General features: G+C 60.7%; 20 protein-coding genes. 13 read left to right on the forward strand and 7 right to left on the reverse strand.

What is annotated here, in order from left to right:
* The first annotated feature begins 17 nt into the window (after positions 1-17).
* The 9 genes from AC06G5_RS04400 (at position 18) to AC06G5_RS04440 (ending at position 8,199) form a co-directional block, all read left to right on the forward strand.
* On the forward strand, positions 18-1,298 hold the full coding sequence (locus tag AC06G5_RS04400) for an ATP-grasp domain-containing protein (RefSeq protein ID WP_413420971.1): 1,281 nt from the start codon (positions 18-20) through the stop codon (positions 1,296-1,298).
* Positions 1,299-1,346: 48 nt separating this feature from the next.
* A complete protein-coding gene (locus AC06G5_RS04405; RefSeq protein ID WP_413420969.1) occupies positions 1,347-1,841 on the forward strand; it encodes a RidA family protein in 495 nt (164 codons plus the stop codon).
* Positions 1,842-1,924: 83 nt separating this feature from the next.
* Positions 1,925-2,410, forward strand: a complete 486-nt coding sequence (locus AC06G5_RS04410; RefSeq protein ID WP_413420967.1) for a cupin domain-containing protein — start codon at positions 1,925-1,927, stop codon at positions 2,408-2,410.
* A 244-nt stretch (positions 2,411-2,654) separates the two neighbouring features.
* Positions 2,655-3,299, forward strand: a complete 645-nt coding sequence (gene yfcF, locus AC06G5_RS04415) for a glutathione transferase (protein ID WP_480459018.1) — start codon at positions 2,655-2,657, stop codon at positions 3,297-3,299.
* A gap of 32 nt (positions 3,300-3,331) precedes the next feature.
* The gene (locus AC06G5_RS04420; protein ID WP_480459019.1) at positions 3,332-4,672 is read left to right on the forward strand and encodes a KamA family radical SAM protein; all 1,341 of its coding nucleotides are present in this window, start codon (positions 3,332-3,334) and stop codon (positions 4,670-4,672) included.
* A 31-nt stretch (positions 4,673-4,703) separates the two neighbouring features.
* Positions 4,704-5,576 carry a branched-chain amino acid aminotransferase gene (locus tag AC06G5_RS04425; RefSeq protein ID WP_413420961.1) on the forward strand — a complete coding sequence of 291 codons (873 nt, stop codon included), beginning with the start codon at positions 4,704-4,706 and terminating at the stop codon, positions 5,574-5,576.
* Positions 5,577-5,597: 21 nt separating this feature from the next.
* Positions 5,598-6,356 carry a TauD/TfdA family dioxygenase gene (locus tag AC06G5_RS04430; protein ID WP_413420959.1) on the forward strand — a complete coding sequence of 253 codons (759 nt, stop codon included), beginning with the start codon at positions 5,598-5,600 and terminating at the stop codon, positions 6,354-6,356.
* A gap of 68 nt (positions 6,357-6,424) precedes the next feature.
* Positions 6,425-7,384, forward strand: a complete 960-nt coding sequence (locus AC06G5_RS04435; RefSeq protein ID WP_480459020.1) for a diiron oxygenase — start codon at positions 6,425-6,427, stop codon at positions 7,382-7,384.
* Positions 7,385-7,398: 14 nt separating this feature from the next.
* Positions 7,399-8,199, forward strand: coding sequence for an N-acyl homoserine lactonase family protein (locus AC06G5_RS04440; RefSeq protein ID WP_413703541.1), 801 nt, complete (start codon positions 7,399-7,401; stop codon positions 8,197-8,199).
* A 116-nt stretch (positions 8,200-8,315) separates the two neighbouring features.
* Here AC06G5_RS04440 and AC06G5_RS04445 read toward each other — a convergent pair whose 3' ends face one another.
* From AC06G5_RS04445 to AC06G5_RS04460, 4 genes are all read right to left on the reverse strand, one after another.
* Positions 8,316-9,746: an aminotransferase-like domain-containing protein gene (locus AC06G5_RS04445; protein ID WP_480459021.1), complete on the reverse strand. Its 1,431-nt coding sequence runs from the start codon at positions 9,744-9,746 to the stop codon at positions 8,316-8,318.
* A gap of 218 nt (positions 9,747-9,964) precedes the next feature.
* Positions 9,965-10,669: a hypothetical protein gene (locus AC06G5_RS04450; RefSeq protein ID WP_413420951.1), complete on the reverse strand. Its 705-nt coding sequence runs from the start codon at positions 10,667-10,669 to the stop codon at positions 9,965-9,967.
* A 324-nt stretch (positions 10,670-10,993) separates the two neighbouring features.
* On the reverse strand, positions 10,994-12,514 hold the full coding sequence (locus AC06G5_RS04455) for a sensor histidine kinase (RefSeq protein ID WP_413420949.1): 1,521 nt from the start codon (positions 12,512-12,514) through the stop codon (positions 10,994-10,996).
* Positions 12,511-13,230 carry a response regulator transcription factor gene (locus AC06G5_RS04460; protein ID WP_480459022.1) on the reverse strand — a complete coding sequence of 240 codons (720 nt, stop codon included), beginning with the start codon at positions 13,228-13,230 and terminating at the stop codon, positions 12,511-12,513. The genes AC06G5_RS04455 and AC06G5_RS04460 overlap by 4 nt, the downstream gene beginning before the upstream one ends.
* Positions 13,231-13,506: 276 nt before the next feature.
* Between AC06G5_RS04460 and msrB the strand changes: the two genes are divergently transcribed.
* Genes msrB through msrA form a run of 3 tightly spaced genes read left to right on the forward strand, consistent with a single transcriptional unit; the run spans position 13,507 to position 16,572 of the window.
* Positions 13,507-14,025 carry a peptide-methionine (R)-S-oxide reductase MsrB gene (gene msrB / locus AC06G5_RS04465; RefSeq protein ID WP_480459023.1) on the forward strand — a complete coding sequence of 173 codons (519 nt, stop codon included), beginning with the start codon at positions 13,507-13,509 and terminating at the stop codon, positions 14,023-14,025.
* A 33-nt stretch (positions 14,026-14,058) separates the two neighbouring features.
* Positions 14,059-15,834 carry a cytochrome c biogenesis protein DipZ gene (locus AC06G5_RS04470; RefSeq protein WP_413420943.1) on the forward strand — a complete coding sequence of 592 codons (1,776 nt, stop codon included), beginning with the start codon at positions 14,059-14,061 and terminating at the stop codon, positions 15,832-15,834.
* A 30-nt stretch (positions 15,835-15,864) separates the two neighbouring features.
* The gene (gene msrA, locus AC06G5_RS04475; RefSeq protein ID WP_480459024.1) at positions 15,865-16,572 is read left to right on the forward strand and encodes a peptide-methionine (S)-S-oxide reductase MsrA; all 708 of its coding nucleotides are present in this window, start codon (positions 15,865-15,867) and stop codon (positions 16,570-16,572) included.
* Between the two features lie 23 nt (positions 16,573-16,595).
* Here msrA and AC06G5_RS04480 read toward each other — a convergent pair whose 3' ends face one another.
* Positions 16,596-17,513, reverse strand: a complete 918-nt coding sequence (locus AC06G5_RS04480) for a LysR family transcriptional regulator (RefSeq protein WP_413420939.1) — start codon at positions 17,511-17,513, stop codon at positions 16,596-16,598.
* Positions 17,514-17,615: 102 nt separating this feature from the next.
* On the opposite strand from AC06G5_RS04480, the gene AC06G5_RS04485 reads away from it, so the two are divergent.
* A complete protein-coding gene (locus AC06G5_RS04485; protein WP_413420937.1) occupies positions 17,616-18,806 on the forward strand; it encodes an aspartate aminotransferase family protein in 1,191 nt (396 codons plus the stop codon).
* Here the strand turns inward: AC06G5_RS04485 and AC06G5_RS04490 are convergent.
* Positions 18,800-19,054, reverse strand: coding sequence for a Txe/YoeB family addiction module toxin (locus AC06G5_RS04490; protein WP_413420935.1), 255 nt, complete (start codon positions 19,052-19,054; stop codon positions 18,800-18,802). The genes AC06G5_RS04485 and AC06G5_RS04490 overlap by 7 nt on opposite strands.
* Positions 19,051-19,305 (reverse strand): type II toxin-antitoxin system prevent-host-death family antitoxin, encoded by a 255-nt coding sequence (locus tag AC06G5_RS04495; protein ID WP_057716335.1) that lies wholly within the window; start codon positions 19,303-19,305, stop codon positions 19,051-19,053. The genes AC06G5_RS04490 and AC06G5_RS04495 overlap by 4 nt, the downstream gene beginning before the upstream one ends.
* Positions 19,306-19,473: the final 168 nt, after the last annotated feature.

Below are 19,473 nucleotides of genomic sequence, written 5' to 3' on the forward strand. Positions count from 1 at the left end.
GCAGGTCGGGGGCATCAATGAATACGACTTCATGCGTAGTAGTGGTCGGTTACAACGGCAATCGCGTGCACGACATCCAGAAGCTGCGCGAGTTGTGCAAGTCGCTCTACAACGCCAGGCTCATCCTGCTGGTCGAGAAGATTCAGCCCCATGACGATCAGGTGGCTGATCACGTCTGCAGCACTTCGCTGGCCGAGAAAGATGTGGCGGCGTCCCTTGAACTGGTGGTCGGGTGCCTGAATGCCGACAGCTGGAAGTTGATCGGTGTTCTGCCGTTCTCCGACCGTGGCGTGCTGCTCGGCGCTGCGCTGGCCAGTCACTTCGGTCTGCCGGGCATTACTACCGGCGAAGCCCGGGCGGGCCTCGACAAGCAGATCTTTCGCGGGCTCGAAGCGGCTGCCGATACCTCACCCGAAGAATACCGTCCGGTGTTTTCCGCGCGGGTCGAAAGCCTGCCGGAACTGCGCCAACGCGTCGTCGAACTGGGCGGCAAGGCTTTCATCAAACCCGCGTGCGAAGGCGCGAGCCGGGGCTGTCGCGTCATCCATCACCCTTCGGAGTGCGATGACGCCTGGCTCGCCCTGAAACCTTATCGCGAAGGCGGCATCGTCCTTGAAGAGCTGGTGCAGGACGCCCGCGAATACAGCTGGGACTACGTGGCCGGCAGCACCTGGGTCACTGAAAAAACCACCACCGAAGGCGCCTATCGCGCAGAGATCCAGCAAGTCGTACCCGCACCGCTTCCGGCTGAGGTACAGACGCGTTTGATGGCAGCCGGTCGGCACATGTCGTCTTTGGTGTCCCAGGACAATGGCGCCTGGCACAACGAAGTGTTCCTGCGCAGCGACAACCTCACCTCCGCCGTGGAAACCAACATGCGCCCCGGCGGCATGCACATCTGGGACCTGGCCAAACGCGCCTTCGTCAATTTCGATCCGTGGGAGCGCTGGGTGCGCTGGGCGGTGGAAGGCAAGGCCGAACAGCACCAGCCAGAGGCTCGCGGCTACTGCGGCATTCGCCTGCTCAAGGCACCGACCGGTGGCATCTTGCGCGCAACGCCTGACATCGAGGCCCTGGCCCGCGCACTGCGTATCGACCTGGTGGAGGGGCAGTACGCAAAGCGTATCGGCGACTCGGTCAGCGCGCTGGTCAAGGACAACTTCTCATTCATCGGCCACATCGTGTTGTTCAACGAACACTACGGGCAACTGAGCAACGACCTGTTGCGTCTGGCCGAGGCGATTGAGTCACGCACTGAGGTGACTTGCCTGGTACCGGCCACCCGCGCCGTGTGTTGAGCCAGCAAGCAGCCGTTTTTTGCATTACTGATCTAGAGGGTTCGATCCATGATCCATCACATGACCTGCGATGAACGCTTCATCGCCCTGGCCAAAGAATTTGGTTATGACATCTACGGCGAAAACACCGCAGGTGGGCACTACGCGCCGCTGATCCGTCATCACGATGAGCTGTACATCAGCGGCCTGGTGCCGCGCATGAACGGCAAGATCCATTACCCCGGCCGCGTCGGACTGGACCTCACCATGGCTGATGCGCAAGCGGCCGCCAGCATCAGTGCGATGCGTGGGCTGGCACTGATCGTCGATGCCATTGGTTCGCTGGACAAGATCAAGTCATTGATCCGGGTAACGGTCTATGTGAAGTCCACGGCGGACTTTGTCGATTTGAGCGAAGTGGCCAACGGCGCCTCGGATGTATTCAGCCATGTACTGGGCGATGCCGGTAAACATACACGCACCACAGTCGGTGTTTATCAGCTACCCAAGAATGCCGCGATAGAAGTGGACATGATTGCAGCCTTGCGCCCATCGGTTTTATAAGTTATTTCCAGACTTTACAGCGCTGAACCGTTAACTTAAGGTTTGGCGCTAAAGTATGGAGAATAAGATGAAAGGATGTGCGAATGGATAACTTTCAAGGTGCATTTTTTTCATATAAGGACTTTCGTCAAAGCCTGCACCATCGAGCGCCAAGTCCCAAGGTATGGAAAGGCACCGAACTAGCGGGTATGCGTCAGGCCCTTGAAGCCAGCGACATTGATATTGTCGCTTTGGCTCACGACAAAAGCATTGAGGGTTGTGAAGTGACGCCTGGCATGGCGATCGCCATGCAATGGCTGAATCCCGGTGTGACGCTCAACGGTCATGCTCATTCCTGGTGGCATCTGTTCATTATCCAGTGCGGCAGCGGCGTGATGACCCTCGGCGATGCCGATGAAGTCGAGGTCAGCAGCGGCGACGTGCTGCTGGTGCCGGCCTGGACCCGGCATGGGTTCGTCAACACCAGCAAATACGAGCCTCTGGCGATGCTGAACATGAGCAACATGCCACAAATGGCACTGCTCTCGAACTTTGCCGACAGCCATGGCCTGATCACCACCCAGCCGTAATTTCCCAGCGCATCAGCCAAGGGAGCCAACCAATGTTGGCTCCCTTTTTTGTTTTTCCGACCTGCCTCCGGTGTCGCCTTTTGCAGCGGTATTACCGGGGTCCTGGCTGTGCGTCTGCCGCTGGAAAACAACTTTTCTGTATCGATTGAAACAGGCAAATTCTGTATCTATCCAGCCTTCAGTCAACTAATTACGATCACTTCCCATGCACGTTAATCCCTGCAGTCAGTGAATGGAGTGTTCTATGGAAAACAGGAAACTAAAACTGTATATCGGCGCCGACTATGTCAGCGCTTTTGCGATGTCGGCTTTTGTGGCGCTCAAGGAAAAGCAACTTTCATTTGAACTTGTTATGGTGGATTTAAAGACGCGCGAAAACTATATGCCGGTTTATCGCGATCTTTCGCTGACATGCAAAGTTCCAACGCTGGTTCACGCAGGTTTTGCCTTGTCGGAGTCATCGACGATTGCCGAATACCTCGATGAACTCTCCCCAGGGCATAAAAAACTCTATCCGCAGGACATCCAGCAGCGCGCCCGTGCCCGTCAACTGCAGGCCTGGCTGCGCAGTGACTTGCTGGTGGTGCGTAAGGAGCGCCCGTTTGACCTGGTCTACTTCGGTAAAAAAGATGTGCCCCTGAGCGCCGATGCCCAAGCCGCCGTCGAGCGCCTGTTCTTCGTCGCCGATCGTTTGCTGGAGGAGGGTGCCGAGCACCTGTTCGGTGACTGGAGCATTGCCGACACCGACCTGGCAATCATGCTCAACCGGCTGGTTGCCAACGGCGACCCAGTGCCGGCACGGCTCGCGACCTATGTGCGCCGCCAGTGGGATCGCGACAGCGTCCGGGCGTGGATGGACATAGAGCGCAAAGCGCCGGCCATCGCGTAACAACACTCAGGGCAATCACCAGGAGCGCGGCCATGCAAGGACTGTCGGAGCACGAACGCTACAAACCCTATAACTCACGCACCATCCGCGACTCACCCTACTGGCACAAGTTGACGCCGGCGCTGCAGGAGGCCATGACCGTGGTAGCCCGGGTCATGCCGTTTCGCACCAACGAATACGTGTTGGGCACGCTGATCGACTGGAACAACATTCCCGACGATCCGGTTTTCCGCATGACCTTTCCCCACAAGGACATGCTGCTGCCGGAGGAATATGCCTCGCTCAAACAACTGATCGAGCAGGATGACAGCGCAGCGATCAAGCGTCGGATCGAGGCGATCTGGTTGCGCATGAATCCTCATCCGGCCGGGCAGTTGACCCACAACGGTGTCAGTCTCAACGGCAAAGTCCTGCCGGGCATCCAGCACAAGTACCGTGAGACCGTGCTGTTTTTCCCCGGTGCCGGTCAGACCTGTCATGCGTACTGCACTTTCTGTTTCCGCTGGGCGCAATTCATTGGCGAGGAAGAACTCAAGTTCAACGCCCGTGAGTCCCAGGAACTGGTCAGTTACCTGAGGCTGCACAGCGAAGTGACCGATGTGCTGATTACCGGCGGCGATCCGATGATCATGAACACCCGCTCGCTGGCCGGTTACATCGAACCGCTGCTGCAATTGCCACACCTGAAGAACATCCGCATCGGCACCAAGTCCGTGGCGTACTGGCCGCAACGTTTTGTCAGCGACAAGGATGCGCCTGAGCTACTGGAGCTATTCCGGCGAATCGTTGCGGCGGGGAAAAACCTGTCGATCATGGGGCACTACAACCACCCGGTGGAGATCCGCCCGGCCATCGCCCGCCAGGCCGTCGAGCGCATTCGCTCGACGGGCGCGACGCTGCGCATGCAGGCGCCGGTGATCCGCCACATCAACGAAAACCCCGCAGACTGGGCCGCGCTGTGGACCGAAGGCGTGCGGCTCGGAGCCGTGCCGTACTACATGTTTGTCGAACGCGACACCGGCCCCAGCCACTACTTTGCAATGCCACTGGCCCGGGCCTTCGAGATCTTCCAGGCGGCGTACCGCACGGTATCCGGGCTGGCGCGCACGGTGCGTGGGCCGTCCATGAGCACCTTCTACGGCAAGGTGTTGATCAACGGCATCGAGACCGTCGCCGGGGAAAAGGTCTTCGTCCTGCAGTTCCTCCAGGCACGCAATCCGCAATGGGTGTTGCGCACGTTCCATGCGCGCTTCGACCCGCAAGTGACCTGGTTCGACGACTTGCAACCGGCATTCGGCGAGCGTTCGTTCTTCTTTCAAACCGAGCTCAGCGCCATGCCGGAATTGATACCCGTGTTGCTGGAAACAGCGTAGGAAATTTCATGAAAAATGGGGAGATATGGAGATGAGCAGTATCCCGTTTGATCAGCGCGAGGGGGTTATCTGGCTCGACGGCGAGTTCGTCGAGTGGTCCCGGGCGCAGTTGCATGTGTTGACCCATGGCCTGCATTACGCGAGCACCGTGTATGAAGGCGAGCGGGTCTACAACGGCAAGGTCTTCAAGCTGCGCGAGCACAGTGAGCGCTTGTATCGTTCGGCGCAATGGATGGACTTTGCCATCCCCTATGAGCTGGCGGAGCTGGAAGCGGCGAGCCTTGAACTGCTGCAACGCAACAAGGTGGTCGACGGTTATCTGCGCCCGGTGGCCTGGCGCGGCAGTGAAATGATTTCCACCTCGGCGCGTTTCAACCGTGTGCACGTGGCTATCGCTTGCTGGCAGTGGCCGAGCTATTTCGACCCGGCGGCGCGCATGGCCGGCATCCGTTTGAAAACCGCGAGCTGGCGCCGTCCGCCGCCGAGCAGCAGCCCGTTCCAGGCCAAGGCATCCGGGCATTACCAGATCGCCACGCTGAGCAAGCACGACGCCGAGAACACGGGTTACCACGATGCGCTGATGCTCGACTGGCGCGGCCACGTTGCCGAAGCCACCAGCGCCAATGTGTTTTTCGTCAAAGACCGGATGCTGCACACACCGCTGGCGGATTGCTTCCTCAACGGCATCACCCGGCAGACCGTGATCGAGTTGGCCAAAGCGCTGGACTACCAGGTCGTCGAACGCACGATTTTGCCTACGGAGCTTGGCGCCTTCGATGAGTGTTTTCTCACCGGCACCGCCGCCGAAATCACTCCGGTGCAGAGCATCGATGAGCAGCGCTATCGACCGGGCGGCGCCTGCCGCGACTTCATTGCCGCTTACACCTCAACCGTAAACGCCTGATCACCCGCCAGGAATTTCACCATGTCAGATCAAGGGATTGTTGCGTCTCAACCTTACATTTCGCTGGGCCATCGTCATGAAGAACTGTCGACGGCGGGCTGGACGGTACTGACCCCCGACGAATTCGCCGATGATGTCGTAGGCACCTTGCAGGAGTTCGGTCGGATCATTCCGCAGTTCAACGGCCAGACGGCCTTTGCCATTACCCGCAAGCCGGGTTACGAAGACTTGCCGTATTCCCAGAGCATGAACGGCATCGGCCCGCACACGGAGGCGCCGGTATACGGGCCGCCGCCGCGTTATCTGGCGTTGCATTGCCATAAACAGGCCACGTGCGGTGGCGGGCACACCGGATTGGTCGACGGCTATGAATTTCTAAAGTCCCTCGAGCGCAGTGAACCGCAACTGCGCGAGTGGCTGGATGACACGCCGGTAGAATTCGTCGCCACCGCCAAACCGGGCGAACCGGAACAACGACGGGTCAAGGAGTACATCCTCACGCCGACAGAAGACGGGGATATTTTCCGCTTCAGCTACAACCAGTTTCACTACGGCGACGTGAACCCGTCCAAAGAAGCCTTGCAGCAATCGCGGGTCGCCAACAACAGCTCGTCGCTGGCCAGGTTTGCCGTGCTTGGCGAAGCGTACTTCGTCGAGCACAACGTTCCGGTGTTGATTCCCGACGGGTGCCTGCTGATTTGGGATAACTGGCGGATGATTCACGCCCGCAGTCGTTACACTGACCCGGCGCGCAACCTGACCCGCTATTGGCTGGCCTGACTTTTCCGTCGCCCTACATTCTTTTGGCGTACCCCTTTGGCGGGTACGCGCCTTACAGGTATCGCGTCATGCAAACAGCAATCGAGATCGCCCAGGTCGATCATCAACTGATCGTGCGGCTCAACCAGGCCTGGACCAAGCGCGCCACGGTGTGTTCGCCGGACAGGGGCCAGGTTGAAGAAGTGTTCGACCCCGCGCGCCCGGATTACCCGGAGTGCATGGTGCCGTTCTTCCATCATCCGAAATTCCAGGCCTTGAGCGACGAGCTCAAAAGCAGCGTGGTGACCTGGGGCTGGATCGGCTACAACCTGCGCACCGTCACTGCCGAAGAACACGTGGTCAATCCGGCGCTGAGCGTTATCGCCAAGCAGTATCTGGGCAAGGATGACTGGCATTTTCGCGAGGCCATGCAGCAAACCCTGATCGACGAGCACTACCACACACTGATGCACCTGCGCGCCATTGAGCGGACCAAACTGGATCGGGCGCTGGACCAGGATCTGGATCTGCCGCCGTCCGTCACCTACCTGCGCCTGAAGGCCCTGCATGCAGAACTGCCGGAGCAATGGCAGCGGGATCTGGCGGCGATCACTTTTGCGGTGGTGGCCGAGATCAGCGTCAACGCCTATCTGGACCTGCTGGCAGACGACCAGACCATTCAGCCGCAGAACCGCCGGGTGGCCGAACTGCACAACCGCGACGAATATGCCCACAGCAAGGTGCTGGCCGAAGTGGCGAAGGTCATGTACGCGAACATGCAGCCCACCCAGCGGGAATTTTTCGCACGCAACCTGTCAGTGGCGCTGAGTGCCTTTATCGCTCAGGACTACTCCATGTGGGAGGCGATTCTGACGCAGCTCGGGGTCGAGGATGCGGTGCTGATCATTGCCGACACCCGCGAGAGCAACAGGAACGCGACCATCATGCGTGACTACAGTGGCCTGCATAAACTGGCCCATGACCTGGGGATCAGCGACCAGATCGATTTCGATTTTCGTCCGACCCTCAAAACCACGGCGGCCGCCTGAACCCGGAGGTGCTTATGTCCACGCCTGAGTACGAAGTGTTCGCCATCCGTGTCGGTGCCAATGCCCAGCGCACCGCCAGGGAGAATTTTCTCTATGACGCCTGCTGCGGTGATCCGAATGCGCCGATGCCACTGGATTACTACTTCTGGGTCATCCGCCACGAGCAGCAGGTGATCGTGGTCGACACCTGTTTTCAACCGGCCACGGCGCACCGGCGCAATCGCCAGATGTATCGCCTACCGGAAGAATCCCTACGGCAACTGGACATCGATCCGACGCAGGTCGAGCACCTGATCCTGACCCATTTGCATTGGGATCATGCCGGCAACCTCGGGCTGTTCCCGAAGGCGACCGTGCATTTGCAGGAAGCGGAACTGCGTTTCTGCACCGGGCCGAAAATGGTCCATCGCACGGTGAATAAAACCTACGAGGTCGAAGACGTGATGTCAGCGCTGCCGCCTCTGTTCGAAGGGCGGATGCGTTTGCACAGCGGTGTTGTCGAGGTCGTGCCTGGCGTGACGCTGCACCCGGTGGGCGGGCATACACCCGGCAGTCAGGTTGTGCGGGTGAACACTGAACGCGGCTGGATCGTGCTGGCCTCGGATGCCGCGCATTTGTGGGTCAACATTCGCGAGCGCAGTCCGTTTCCGATACTCGATGACTTGGCGCAAACCCTTGAAGCGTTCACCGAGATCGATCGCCTGGCCGACGGTGATGACCACGTCATCCCCGGCCATGACCCACTGATTGCAGAGTGTTTTCCACACTGGAATGACGACCCGCATATCATTTGCCTGCATCAGCCTCCCATCTGAAAACCACCCGCAATCCTGTGGGAGCGGGCTTGCTCGCGAAGACGGCGGCACATTCAAAATTGATGTGACAGACACACCGCTTTCGCGAGCAAGCCCGCTCCCACAGGGGAGTAGTGTCAGCCCTGATTTTTCAGGATACGTCCCAACGTCTGCAGTGCCTCATCAATCCGCGGCGAATACGGCGCGCCACAACCGATGCGCACAAAGTGATCGAAACGCCTGGCATTGGAAAAAATATCCCCAGGGGAAATCTGGATGCCGACCTTCAGTGCTTCGTGAAAAAACGCCATCGATGAATACCGGCGGGGCAATTCCACCCATAGCAGCGTGCCGCCTTGCGGGTGGGTCACGCTGGTGCCGATGGGAAAGTGGCGGGTGATCGCCGCGCTCGTCTGCTCGCGCTGTACGGTCAGGGTTTTCCTCAATCGCCGCAGGTAACGTTCGTAGGACGGTGTGCGCATGAATTCGCTGACAGCCAGTTGCGATAACGCCTCGCACCCCCGTGACTGCGTATGCTTGAGCATCTCCACACGGTCGTGCCACTTGCCGGCGCTGATCCAGCCCAGGCGCATGCCCGGTGCCAGGGTTTTGTTCAGTGAGGCGCAATAGATCACGTTGTCGCTGCGGTCCCACTGTTTGAGTGTGGACAGCGGCTGCTCGGTGTCCACCAGGTCGCCGTAGGTGTCGTCCTCGATCAGTACGGTGTTGTGCTCGGCGCACAGTTTCACCAGCCGTGCCTTGTTGGCGTCGGGCATGATGCTGCCCAGCGGGTTTTGCAGGTTGGGAATGACGATCAGTGCCTTGACCCGTTCGGGGCCTTGCAGCAGCAGTTGCAAAGCCGTCAGATTTAGACCGGTGTGGGTCGAAGCCGGAACCTCCAGCACCCGCAGGCTCAGGCTTTCGAGAATTTGCAGCAGGCCGTAGAACGTCGGCGACTCCACGGCCACGGTGTCACCGGGGCGGGTGACAGCACGCAAGGCCAGGTTGATCGCTTCAGTGGCGCCATTGGTGATCACGATCCGCTCGGGGGCCAGGTGGGTCTTGCTGGCCAGTGCCCGCCGGGCCAGGATGCTGCGCAATGCGCTGTTGCCGCAGGTCGGGCCCGCGGTGCCAAGCAGCCGGGCGTCGTAGCGCAGCGACTTGATCATGTTGTCTTGCAAGGCCTTGAGCGGATACAGCTCCGGCGCGCAGTAGGCACTGGCGAAATTGACCTTGATCGTCGCGCGCTGACTGGCCTTGAGCACCGTTGAAACCTGTTGATGAATGCCGACATACACGCTGGTATCCAGCGCAGGCGCCAGGGCAATCGGGGGGGGCTTGGGCACGCTGTCGGGCTGGCGAATGTAGTTGCCGGAACGCGGCCGGGCTTCCAGCACTCCGTAGTCCTCCAGTTCGCGGCATACCTGCACGGCGGTCGACAGGCTGACGGCGTGTTTTTCCATCATCAACCGGATCGAGGGGAAGCGTTCACCGGTTTTCAAGGTGCCGCTGCGGATAGCGTCCAGGTAGTGGTTGGCCAGCTGGCGATACAAGGGGGTCGTGTTCATGATGACCTCGGCAGTTGCACCACTGAGGTCTGGGCTGGAAAGTGAGTTGACGCTCCCCGCAGGCGGACCCGTGGTGCTCATGGGTGAAGGGAAGTGTTGTTCTGCGTCGATACTGGAAGAGTAATCGCGGATTTGCCCGAATCACGGGCAATAAAAAGCCCCGCACTGATGGCGGGGCTCTTGGGGCAGTCCCTCAGGACCTGGTGGCGAGGGGCGCCTTACTGCGCGGCAATGCTGTAGCCGTCGAACGCAGTCTGCTGCTGCAGGGCGGTGATGATGTTCTTGCGGTTGACCGCTTGCTCGGCGCCGCTGTTGTCCAGGAACGTCTCGCTTTCCAGTTCCGCCTCTTCGCCTTCGCCAACGAAGGTGAAACCGAGGAACTCCAGGGCTTCACGGTCGACGTTCAGGCGCGAGCGCGGGGTGCGCAGCGGCAAGGTGACGCTCATGCCGTCCTTGCTGATGGTGAACACTTCAACTTCTTTCTTGGCCTTGGCAGCCTTGCTCTTGCCGCCGCTCGGGTTGCTGACGGCTTGGTGCGTCTGGTTCAGCACCTTCAGGGCCAGGCCGTAGACGATTTCCTGGAACGCCGGATCGTCCTTGAAGCTGGACAGGATGCGGCTGATCGAGAACTTGCTGCTCAAGTCTTCCAGGGCGGCGATATCCGCCGCTTCAGCGTCCTTGAGCTGCTTGAGCTGGCCCATCAGTTCGTAGGCCTTGTCATCATCGAAGCTGTCGTGGGCCTGGCGGATCGCAGCGCGCAGTTCGCGAATCTGGTCGCTTTCGCGGGTGGACTGGAAGGCGTCCAGCACCATCTCGCTGATGGTTTTCGCCTGGGGTACGTGTTGTGAAAGATTGATGGAGTTTTCGTATTCCGCTTTGGACGACAAGGTGACTACGGATTCAGCGGTGTTGGAATCGGACATTGAAATTTCACTACTTCTTTGAACTTGAATAGGGGCGAAAAAGCCCGGGGGCTTTTTCAGGCCGACTAATCTATTGGACCGGGACGGTGTTGTCACGGTCCGGCTGGCCGCCGGTCATGTTTTCGTCTTCCTGTAGGAGCGAGCTCGCTCGCGATGGACGTTAACGATAACGCGTTCATTCCGGATGTACGCGGTGCCTTTGAGACCATCGCGAGCAGGCTCGCTCCTACAGGGTTAGTGGGTGTACGCAAAATCTGCGAACAACAAAAAACACTGTGGGAGCGGGCTTGCTCGCGAAAGCGGTGTGTCAGGCACCACAACTTTTCAGGCCTGCCGCGGGGTATTCAGGTTCATCGACCGCTCCGCCAACCCCGAAGCGGTCTCTTCATCGATCGGCAACGAAAAACGAAACGTCGCCCCCCGTCCCGGCACGTCGATCAACTGAATTTCGCGCCCGTGCAATTGCAGGATGCGATGCACGATCCGCAGCCCCAACCCGCCATCGCGCCGTGCGCCGCCGATGTTGAACGGGCGCAGGAACAAACCTTCGCGCAGTTCCGGGGCAATGCCGGGGCCTGTATCGCTGACCGTGACTTCGATGAATGACCCTTGCGGGCGCAGGCCCAGTTCGACTTCGCCACCGGACGGGGTATGGCGCAGGGCATTGTCGAACAGGTTGGTCAGCACCCGCTCGATCAACCCGAGGTCCGCGCAGGCCGCCGAGGCATTTGGCGCGAACGTGGCCTTGAGTTCGACTTTGCGCGCTTCGGCGGTGAGTTCGAATTTCTGGAAGATGTCCTGGGCCAGGTCGGTCAGGGAAAAGCGTTCCAGCACCGGCTGCACGAAGCCGTGTTCCAGCCGCACCAGTTCCAGCAGCGACTGCGCCAGGCCGCCGACCTTGCGGCTCTGGTCCAGCGCGATGCCGAGATAGCGACGGCGGTCGGCAGGGGACAGCGTGGCGTCCTTGAGCGACAGGGTTTCCAGATAACCGTGCAGCGAGGCCAGCGGCGTGCGCAGGTCGTGGGAGATGTTCGCCACCAGTTCGCGGCGTTCCTGATCCTGGCGGGTCAAGGAGCGCCATTGTTCGCCCAGGCGGGCCTGCATCTGCCGGAACGCGGCATCGAGCACGGCGATTTCATCGTGGCTCGCGGCTTTTTCCACCGCGACGGGCAGGGCCGGTGTGACCGGAACGCCATCGATGTCGAACTGGCTGACCGTTTCGGTCAGGCGGCGCAATGGCCGGGTGATCAGGGCAAACGCGGTGAGACCGGCAATCAGGCACAGCAGCGCTACCAGTCCGATGGACCACAGCGCTGTGTTGAGCGCCGCGCTGGTCGCGCCGCGTTCGGCCAGGCGGTCGTGATCCTCACCGAGCAGCACCACATAGAGATAACCCGCCGGCTTGCCATCAACCTTCAGCGGTGCAGCGCTGAACACCTTGCGTGCATCTACGCTGCGCGGGTCGTCGCCGAGAATCGGCAGGGCTTCGCCCCGCAACAGGCGCTGGATCGGTACCAGGTCGACCCGCTCGCGACGGATCCGGCCCTCGGGCGCGGCGCTGCCGACAATCTTGCCTTCGGTATCGAGCAGGTACACCTCGACGCTGGGGTTGACCTGCATCAGTTTGCTGAACAGATCGCGCACGGCATTGGGCATCAGGCCCTGGGTGTCCATCAGCACCGTGTCACGGGCGATGTGCTGCGCCAGGTCCCGGGACAACCCTTGCACCACTTCCTGCTCATGCATCTGGTTGGAGCGCACCTGCATCCACGCCGACGTGCCGCAGCACACCAGCAGCAGCACGGCGAACACCAGGGACAGGCGTTGCGTCAGGGTCAGCCTCATGGCTGCGACTCCTCACCGGTGGCGAATTTGTAGCCACGGCCCCAGACCGTGAGGATGCGCACCGGTTGCGCCGGGTCGGCCTCGATCTTGGCGCGCAGGCGGTTGATGTGGGTGTTGACCGTGTGCTCGTAGCCTTCGTGGCTGTAGCCCCACACGGCGTTGAGCAGGTCCATGCGCGAGAACACCTTGCCGGGCTGGCGGGCGAAGAAGTACAGCAAGTCGAACTCCCGGGGCGTGAGGTCCAGGCGACGTCCGTCGAGGGACACTTCGCGGGTGATCGGGTCGATGGCCAGGCCGTCGGTGAGCAGGCTGCCGGCGTCCATCTTCAGGTTGCGCGCCATGGCATCGACCCGGCGCAGCAGCGCCTTGACCCTGGCCACCAGTTCCAGCATGGAAAAGGGCTTGGCCAGGTAGTCGTCAGCACCCAGTTCGAGGCCGAGAATCCGGTGCACTTCGCTGGAACGCGCACTGGTGATGATGATCGGTGTGTAGCGGGCCATGGCGCGGGCGCGGCGGCAGATTTCCAGGCCGTCGACACCGGGCAGCATCAGGTCGAGGATCAGTGCATCCCAGTTGCCTTGCTGCAGCAGGCGTATGCCTTCATCGCCATCGGCGCTGTGCACCACCTCGAACTGCTCATCACGCAGATGCAGGCAGATCAGGTCGGCGATGTGCAGGTCGTCCTCGACCACGAGGACTCGTTTGGTCTGTTCCATCCCATTCCATCCTTCGGCGCATTGTGCGTGTTGCCACTACTGTAGGAGCGAGCTCTGCTCGCGATGGAGGCCAACGATGACGCGGGACACCTGCACCCCGTGGCGCCCTCGGGTTCTTCGCGAGCAAGCTCGCTCCTACAGTTGTGGCAAAGGCATTGTGCGGGTTTTTCGGCGCCCGAGTTATCACGAATTGTTTAACTTCCCGTGAGGATTTGGCGATCTCCCAAAGCCTAGGCTGTGTTCCATGAAACACCCCTGGAATTTTGGGAGACGAGCATGTTTTCACGACGGCATTTTCTTCTGGCAAGCGGTGGGCTGGGGATGACGGCCCTGGCGATTGGCCTGTTGCCGAAGTTTTCCACAGGCACCGCACTGATCAGCGAGGCCAGCGCGGCCGAGGCGTTCGAAGTGACCCACAGCGACAGCGAATGGCACGCGATCCTGAGCGAAGAGCAGTACGAAATCCTTCGCGAAGAAGGCACCGAGCGGGCCTACAGCAGCCCGCTGAACAACGAGCACCGCGATGGCACCTTCGCCTGCGCCGGTTGCGACCTGCCGCTGTTTTCCTCGGCGACCAAGTTCGACAGCCGCACCGGTTGGCCGAGTTTCTGGGCACCACTGGACAAGGCCGTGGCCACCCGCCAGGACCGTACGTTCGGCATGGTCCGCGAAGAGGTGCACTGCCGGCGCTGCGGCGGGCATCTGGGCCATGTCTTCGATGACGGCCCGAAACCCACCGGCTTGCGTTACTGCATGAACGGCCTGGCGATGAAATTCGTGCCGAAGACGGTGTGATTCCCTTCCATTCACTTTTTGCAGGTAATCGCCATGTGGCTGCTGGTCCTCGCTTATCTCGGTGGTGTGCTGACGATTGTCAGCCCGTGCATTCTGCCGGTGTTGCCGTTTGTCTTCGCCCGCACCGGACAACCCTTCGTCAAAAGCGGATTGCCGCTGCTGACAGGGATGGCACTGACCTTTGCGCTGGTCGCCACATTGGCGGCGGTGGGTGGCGGCTGGGTAGTGCAGCTCAATCAGTACGGGCGCTGGCTGGCGCTGGTGTTCGTCGCGCTGTTCGGTCTGACGCTGTTGCTGCCGCAATTGGCCGAGCGCCTGACCCGGCCGTTGGTGGCGGCGGGCAGCCGTTTGTCGGAGGCGGCGGGCGCCGATTCGCGGCCACGTCCCGGTGCTTCGTTCCTGATCGGTGTTGCGACAGGACTGTTGTGGGCGCCTTGTGCCGGGCCGATCCTGGGCTTGCTGCTGACCGGTGCGGCGCTGCAAGGGGCGAGCATCCAGACCACATTGCTGTTGCTGGCCTACGCAGCCGGGGCGGCTACCTCCCTTGCGCTGGCATTGCTTCTGGGAGGCAAGGTTTTCACGGCGATGAAGCGCTCGATCGGCGCGGGCGAATGGGTTCGTCGTGGCCTGGGCGCGGCCATGCTGGCCGGTGTGGCGGCGATTGCCCTGGGGCTGGACACGGGAGTCCTGGCGCGATTTTCCACGGCATCGACCGGCGGTATCGAGCAGGCGTTGGTGGAGAGACTGTCCGGCAAATCGCCGCGTAATAGCGGGGCGATGATGGCGCAGAGCACGGCCGCCGAAGGCGCGGTGCAAGTGGCTGACAAAACCCCTGGCACCTTGCCGGTCGAAGGCAACCTGCCACCGCTGGAGGGCGCCGTGCAATGGCTCAACTCGCCACCCCTCGATGCCCAGGCGCTGAAGGGCAAGGTCGTGCTGGTGGATTTCTGGACCTACTCCTGCATCAACTGCCTGCGTTCGCTGCCCTATGTCAAAGCCTGGGCCGAGAAGTATCGCGATCAGGGGCTGGTGGTGATCGGCGTGCACGCGCCCGAGTTTGCCTTCGAGCGTGACGTCAACAACGTCACCAAGGCAATGAAAGACCTGGGCATCAACTACCCGGTGGCCATCGACAACGAATTCAAGATCTGGCGCGCGTTCAACAACGAATACTGGCCGGCGCATTACTTTGCCGACGCTCAGGGCCGAATTCGGTATCACCATTTTGGCGAAGGCGCGTACGACGAATCGGAGCGGGTCATCCAGCAACTGCTGCGTGAAGCCGGCGCCGCCAAGGTCTCGGACGGCCTGATCAATGCCAAGGCTGACGGTGTGCAAATGGCGCCGGACAGCAACGACGTGCAGTCGCCGGAAACCTACGTCGGTTATCAGCGTGCGGAACATTTCGTACCGGAAACCGCGCTGGTACCGGACAAGGTGGCGGCCTACAACCCACCGACGCAACTGGCACTCAACGACTGGAGCCTGGGTGGCCAGTGGCATGTCGGCTCGGAGCGCGCCACGGCCAGCGCACCGGCCAGTCGCATCGTCTATCGCTTCCACGCCCGTGACTTGCATTTGGTGCTCGGCCCTGGCGCCGATGGCAAGCCGGTGCGGTTCAAGGTGCTGATCGACGGCAAGGCCCCCGGTGATGCCCACGGCATGGACGTGGCCCCCGACGGCAGCGGCACCGTGACGGACCAGCGCTTGTATCAACTGGTGCGCCAGAGCGGCGGCGTGACCGACCGGACGTTCAGCATCGAGTTTCTTGATCCGGGCGCGTCGGCTTACGCCTTCACCTTCGGTTGATATCCCTTCAACGCTTCAGGAGTTCGCCCCATGAAAACCCTTTTTACCTGGCGCCGTACCCTACTGGGGTTGGCGGCTGCCGGCATCATCAGCCAATGCTCGGCCTTCTCCTTCGGCAGTGCCGAAGAGGCGGTGATCATTCCACCGCCGGCACTCGATGAAACCACCCAGGCCCGCAGCGAAACCGCGGTGTTCGCCGGCGGCTGCTTCTGGGGCGTCCAGGGTGTATTCCAGCATGTCAAAGGGGTGAAGAATGCCGTTTCCGGCTACGCGGGCGGTGCGGCCAATACCGCGCAATACGAGCGCGTCAGCGACGGCAATACCGGCCATGCGGAATCGGTGGAAGTGACCTTCGATCCGAGTCAGGTCAGTTACGGCACCTTGCTACAGATTTACTTTTCAGTGGCGCACAACCCGACCGAACTCAATCGTCAGGGACCGGACAGTGGCACCCAGTATCGCTCGGCGATTTTCACCAAAAGCCCCGAGCAGCAGCGGGTCGCACAGGCCTACATCGCCCAGCTCGACACCGCCCATGCTTTCGACAAGCCGATCGTGACCAAACTCGAAACCTTCAACGGTTTCTACCCGGCGGAGGAGGAGCATCAGGACTTCCTGACCGAGCATCCGACCTATCCGTACATCGTGATCAATGACTTGCCGAAAGTGGCGCAATTGAAGCAGCTGTACCCGGATCGTTATCAGGAACAGCCGGTGCTGGTGAAGGCGGGGATGTAAAGGGCGATCAGAGACGCCATGGCCTATTCGGCCGACGGGTGCTTGCCCCACCGCTGTACGGCGAATTCGACGAAACGGCGCATTTTCGGCAAACGGTGGCGATCCTGGGCGTAGACCAGGTGCATCGGCCGACTGGGTGGGCAGTAATCAGGCATCAAGGCCAGCAGCTTGCCGTCCTTGAGGTCCTGCTCGACCAGGGCGTCGGGCATCATCACGATGCCCATGCCGGTTCGCGCCGCTTGATGCAGTCCGGCCGAACTGTTGATCAGCATCGGCCCGCTGACCCCTACGCTGACTTCGCCGTCGGGCCCGGACAGGCGCCACTCCTTTTGCACCGATTGCCAGTCATCCCCGGCCGGATAGGCAAAGGACAGGCAGTCGTGCTGACGCAGGTCCTCAGGTGTCCGGGGCGTGCCCCGGCGGGCCAGATACTCTGGTGAGGCGCACATGGTCAGGGTGTAGTCGATCAGCGGACGGGCGATCAGGTTGGAGGGCTCCAGCGCGCCGAGGCGAAACGCTACATCCAGGCCGTTTTCCAGCAGATCCGGGCGGCGGTTGGTCAGCACCACGTCGAGTTTCACCCGCGGGTTTTGCAGGCTGAACTCACTCAGTGCCGGTGCCAGGCGCTCGGTGCCGAAGGTCAAGGGCGCGGTGATGCGCAAAATGCCGCTCGGTTCGTCGACAGCTTGTTCGGCCAGCCGCTCGGAATCGGCCACCAACCCCAAGACTTCCAGGCACCGCTGGTAATACGCGGCACCGAACTCGGTCAGTCGCTGGCGCCGCGTCGTGCGGTTGAGCAGGCGCACACCCAGCCGCTGCTCCAGGGCCTTGAGGTGGTTGCCGACCATGGTCGTGGACATTTCGCACTGCAAAGCGGCGGCGGTCATGCTGCCGGTCTCTACCACTTTGACGTAGACGGTCATTGCCTGGAACAGATCCATTATCAAGCTCTGCTTTTAAATGATTGAAGTTTTACGGTGTTTATCCAGCTCTGGTGGCTAACCATACTGCAAAAACACCGACCCTTGCTGGAGCTTGATGTCATGACCGCCGCCTGCCTGATGAACACTTACCAACCCTTGGCCTTGAGTTTCAACAAGGGCCTGGGCACTCGCCTGTGGGATCAGGTCGGGCGCGAATATCTGGATGCGGTCGCCGGCGTGGCGGTGACCAACGTCGGCCACTCCCACCCGAAAATCGTTGCCGCGATTACTGAGCAGGCCGGGTTGTTGCTGCATACGTCGAACCTCTACAGCATCGACTGGCAACAACGGCTGGCGCAGAAACTGACGCGGCTGGCGGGCATGGACCGGGTGTTTTTCAACAACTCCGGGGCCGAAGCCAACGAAACCGCACTGAAAATCGCCCGGCTGCATGGCTGGAAAAAAGGTATCGAGCAACCGCTGGTGGTGGTCATGGAGAACGCGTTCCATGGCCGCACCCTCGGCACGTTGTCTGCCAGCGATGGCCCGGCGGTGCGCCTGGGGTTCAACAAGCTGCCGGGGGATTTCGTCAAAGTGCCGTTCGGCGATCTCGACGCGCTGGACAAGGTGCAACAGGCCTATGGTGCGCGGATCGTGGCGATCCTGATGGAGCCGATCCAGGGCGAAAGCGGCGTGCAACTGGCGCCACCGGGCTATCTCAAGGCCGTGCGCGAACTGTGCAACCGGCGCTCGTGGCTATTGATGCTCGATGAAATCCAGACCGGCATCGGCCGTACCGGCCAGTGGTTCGCGTTCCAGCACGAAGGCATCGTCCCGGACGTCATGACCCTGGCCAAAGGCCTGGGCAACGGCGTGCCCATCGGCGCTTGCCTGGCCCGCGGCAAGGCGGCCGAACTGTTTACGCCAGGCAGCCACGGCAGCACCTTCGGTGGCAATCCGCTGGCTTGCCGGGTCGGCTGCACCGTGCTGGAGATCGTTGAAGAGCAAGGGCTGCTGGAAAACGCCCGGCGTCAGGGCGAGCGCCTGCTCGATAGATTGCGCACAGAGTTGGCGGGCAACCCGAACGTCTTGGCGATCCGTGGCCAGGGGCTAATGATCGGCATCGAGCTAAAACAACCGATCCGCGACCTGAGCCTGATCGCCGCTCGGGATCATGGCTTGCTGATCAACGTCACTCGGGGGAAAACCATTCGCCTGCTGCCGCCGCTGACCCTTGATGAGCGGGAGGTGGAGATGATTGTCAGGGGGGTGGGTCGGGTAGTGACAGCGGGCTTAGGTCCTGCTCAGTAATGGTATCTGCACATCACGACGCATATTTCTCCGTCTTCAATGGCGTAGACCAGACGATGCTCAGCCGTAATCCGGCGTGACCAGAACCCGCTCAAGTTATGCTTGAGCGGTTCGGGTTTACCAAGACCGTCGAAAGGCTCGCGTTGGATAGCTTTGATCAACAGGTTGATACGTTTGAGCCCTGCCTTATCGTTTTGCTGGAACCAGAGATAATCGTCCCAGGCTTCAGGAGTGAACTCGATATTCATTCTTCAATCAGTTGCCTGGCTTTGGTTTTGCCGGCTCGCAGGTTGCCGATTGATTTGATCAAGCGCTCAGCGTTGGCTGGGGAACGGAGCAGATAGGCGGTTTCTTCGAGAGCGTTGTATTCGGCCAATGACATCATCACTACCGGTTCGCCTTTCTGACGAGTTACCAGTAGCGGGGCGCGATCTTCATTCACCCGGTCCATGGTTTGCGCCAGATGTGCCCGAGCGTTGGTGTAGTTGATGGTTTCCATGTGTTTGTCCTCGCTTGATGCAGAGAACGTACAGAAATGAGTACATGTTAGCAAGGCGATACCTACGAGTGGCTGTTACGTAGAAAGTGCATCCACATTTGTATCAAGTATCACCGAATGTTCTTCAGGACGTTTCCGAGACAGGTGTAATCCCATTCTGAGCTACAT

The organism is Pseudomonas sp. WT-JTC, assembly GCF_056711565.1.

What these genes read in the sequence shown, in the direction of transcription:
- AC06G5_RS04460 (WP_480459022.1), bottom strand. Translation starts at nt 13,230, where the DNA reads ATGGAACAGACCAAACGAGTCCTCGTGGTCGAGGACGACCTGCACATC.
- AC06G5_RS04480 (WP_413420939.1), bottom strand. Translation starts at nt 17,513, where the DNA reads ATGGATCTGTTCCAGGCAATGACCGTCTACGTCAAAGTGGTAGAGACC.
- msrB (WP_480459023.1), top strand. Translation starts at nt 13,507, where the DNA reads ATGTTTTCACGACGGCATTTTCTTCTGGCAAGCGGTGGGCTGGGGATG.
- AC06G5_RS04495 (WP_057716335.1), bottom strand. Translation starts at nt 19,305, where the DNA reads ATGGAAACCATCAACTACACCAACGCTCGGGCACATCTGGCGCAAACC.
- yfcF (WP_480459018.1), top strand. Translation starts at nt 2,655, where the DNA reads ATGGAAAACAGGAAACTAAAACTGTATATCGGCGCCGACTATGTCAGC.
- AC06G5_RS04450 (WP_413420951.1), bottom strand. Translation starts at nt 10,669, where the DNA reads ATGTCCGATTCCAACACCGCTGAATCCGTAGTCACCTTGTCGTCCAAA.
- AC06G5_RS04400 (WP_413420971.1), top strand. Translation starts at nt 18, where the DNA reads ATGAATACGACTTCATGCGTAGTAGTGGTCGGTTACAACGGCAATCGC.
- AC06G5_RS04455 (WP_413420949.1), bottom strand. Translation starts at nt 12,514, where the DNA reads ATGAGGCTGACCCTGACGCAACGCCTGTCCCTGGTGTTCGCCGTGCTG.
- AC06G5_RS04440 (WP_413703541.1), top strand. Translation starts at nt 7,399, where the DNA reads ATGTCCACGCCTGAGTACGAAGTGTTCGCCATCCGTGTCGGTGCCAAT.
- AC06G5_RS04485 (WP_413420937.1), top strand. Translation starts at nt 17,616, where the DNA reads ATGACCGCCGCCTGCCTGATGAACACTTACCAACCCTTGGCCTTGAGT.
- AC06G5_RS04435 (WP_480459020.1), top strand. Translation starts at nt 6,425, where the DNA reads ATGCAAACAGCAATCGAGATCGCCCAGGTCGATCATCAACTGATCGTG.
- AC06G5_RS04410 (WP_413420967.1), top strand. Translation starts at nt 1,925, where the DNA reads ATGGATAACTTTCAAGGTGCATTTTTTTCATATAAGGACTTTCGTCAA.
- AC06G5_RS04420 (WP_480459019.1), top strand. Translation starts at nt 3,332, where the DNA reads ATGCAAGGACTGTCGGAGCACGAACGCTACAAACCCTATAACTCACGC.
- AC06G5_RS04405 (WP_413420969.1), top strand. Translation starts at nt 1,347, where the DNA reads ATGATCCATCACATGACCTGCGATGAACGCTTCATCGCCCTGGCCAAA.
- AC06G5_RS04425 (WP_413420961.1), top strand. Translation starts at nt 4,704, where the DNA reads ATGAGCAGTATCCCGTTTGATCAGCGCGAGGGGGTTATCTGGCTCGAC.
- AC06G5_RS04430 (WP_413420959.1), top strand. Translation starts at nt 5,598, where the DNA reads ATGTCAGATCAAGGGATTGTTGCGTCTCAACCTTACATTTCGCTGGGC.
- msrA (WP_480459024.1), top strand. Translation starts at nt 15,865, where the DNA reads ATGAAAACCCTTTTTACCTGGCGCCGTACCCTACTGGGGTTGGCGGCT.
- AC06G5_RS04490 (WP_413420935.1), bottom strand. Translation starts at nt 19,054, where the DNA reads ATGAATATCGAGTTCACTCCTGAAGCCTGGGACGATTATCTCTGGTTC.
- AC06G5_RS04445 (WP_480459021.1), bottom strand. Translation starts at nt 9,746, where the DNA reads ATGAACACGACCCCCTTGTATCGCCAGCTGGCCAACCACTACCTGGAC.
- AC06G5_RS04470 (WP_413420943.1), top strand. Translation starts at nt 14,059, where the DNA reads ATGTGGCTGCTGGTCCTCGCTTATCTCGGTGGTGTGCTGACGATTGTC.